This is a genomic window from Lactobacillus delbrueckii subsp. bulgaricus, from assembly GCF_046938665.1.
Lineage (GTDB): Bacteria > Bacillota > Bacilli > Lactobacillales > Lactobacillaceae > Lactobacillus > Lactobacillus delbrueckii_C.
The window spans coordinates 1-2,151 of the sequence record NZ_JBKZCD010000050.1 but is presented as its reverse complement, the minus strand read 5'-3'; the positions used below and the strand labels follow the sequence as shown (position 1 = coordinate 2,151).

Genomic DNA, 2,151 nt, shown 5'->3' with positions numbered 1-2,151 from the left:
AGCAAGAGCTGCAAGTACTACTGCTGCAACTACGGATGCTTCAACCACTACTGATAAGGCAGCAAGCACGACCGCAACTGACGATGCTGTATCTGCGGAAGGTAAGATTACTGATGAAGGTAAGGCCAAGGGTTTAACTGACAGCGACGTTGATCCAGTGATGAGCGATGCTAACGGTGCAAGTCTTAAGTTGGATGACTCTAAGATTCCGTCCGGCTACAAGGCTGACCCAACTGAAGGCCGTTATACTTTCGGGATTCTTAGTTTGGGACCGGTGAATGATAAGGGGTTTACTAGTTATAACCAAACGTATGGTACAAATTACTATATCCGGGTATCCACGGCAGCTAAAGCTACAAATGGTGTGTATGATGACACTGTTTACATCCAATTGGTTGATGCAGATAAAGATACAGTTGTTTGGGAAAATTCAGCGAAGCCGGATAAAGCCAATAAGACTATTGATGCATTAAATTCTACGAAGGGTAATCCATTCCAGTACTTATATTCAGAAAATACTGTTAATGGTGTAACTTCAAAGACTATTAAATTTGATGCCAGCCCTATTAATGCTAACAACGGTCCTATGTATTCTACAGCTGTATACCAAGCTGCTAGTGATACTCAAAGCTCGGGGACTGCCATTAGTTTCGATTATCCAATTGCAAGTACTATTGAGACACGTTACATTGCTAAAGATGCAACTGGCAATGAAACTGTATTAGCAACGTATGATGAAACAGGCAGACCAGGCTCATCATATACTGCGTCTGGGTTGCGTGATTTCGTTGGTTATGACTTAGTGTCAGTTCCTTCTGAAACGACTGGTACTTTAAAAAATAGTTACAAAGTTGGTGATCTATTAGTTTCTACTCCAAGAAAGTATTCAGATCACATCCAAATGGTTCGGACGAATCTGATTACTAGTACTGACGGAACAGATATTATTAGCATTCGGATGGCTACAAATGATGCTAGTCTTGACGATATCAATGATTCTAACATTTGGAAGGTTGTCTTCACAAGTGAAGAGTTAAAGCCTGGTGAATGGTCTACCATTGGTAATAACCTTGCAAATTATAATGGTTCACACACAAAAGGGGCCTTCGTTATTACTGACGAAATTGCTAAGGCAGCAGGTTTTACCGATGAGCAAATGAAAGGCAAGTATGTATTTAACTGGTTATTGCTTAATATTAATGCTGAAGGTCAAAAGCCAGTTGACTACTACTACGCTCCACAAGGCCAAGTGCGTGTAAACTACGTAACTAGCGATGGTACTGTAATCCAATCACCAGTAACTGCATACGAAAACTCAAGCAACAACACTGCATATGACGTATCTGGCTCAACTTACAAGCCTGAAACTATCACTGTGAACGGCAAGACTTACCGTTACGTCAAGAGTGACAAGTCTATGGGGACTGCTGGTACGACTGAAGTCAACGGCTACACTTACAATGTAACCCCATCTGACGAAACCGGCCGAATCAGCTCCAACACTGTCAACGACGTTTACTACGTATACGAACAGGTAAAATATCACACTGAAGCTGAAACCAAGGACGTAACTCGGACGATCGAATACTACGATAGCGTTACTGGCGAACCAATTCCATCTAACTTGGAATCGACGGTTACTCAAACCGCAACGCTGAACCGTAACAAGATCTACGATGACCAAAACAACTTTGTTGGTTACGGTACCATTTCAGCTGATGGCTCAAGTTACACGATCGATAACAGTTGGAATGTTGATGCACAAACTTGGACTCAAAAGGATTCTACAGATCTGTCAGAATACGGCTACACTGCTCCGGATAGAGCATCAGTTGCAGCGGTAACTGTTGATGGCAATACCACCGATGTGACGGAAAAGGTATACTACGGCCACCAAACTACACCAGTAAAGCCAACTGATCCAAAGACTCCAGGTGAACCAATCAACCCTAAAGGTGACGTGCCTTACCCAGATGGCGTATCAAAGGACGACTTGACTTCAACTGTTAAGCGGACTATCAACTACGTTGACGAAGACGGTAACGCAGTTAACGGTTCACCAGATGGCACTAGCTCATACGAACAAACTGCTGAATTCACTCGGACTGCAATCATTGATAAGGTAACTGGCAAGATCCTTGGTTACGACAC

Annotated in this window: 1 protein-coding gene; it reads left to right on the top strand. The window is 42.8% G+C overall.

Features of this window, described 5'->3' with window-relative positions; genetic code table 11:
- Nucleotides 1-958: 958 nt before the first annotated feature.
- The coding region (locus tag ACLUXO_RS10095; RefSeq protein WP_412137436.1) for a mucin-binding protein at nt 959-2,151 on the top strand (1,193 nt) is incomplete at its 3' end.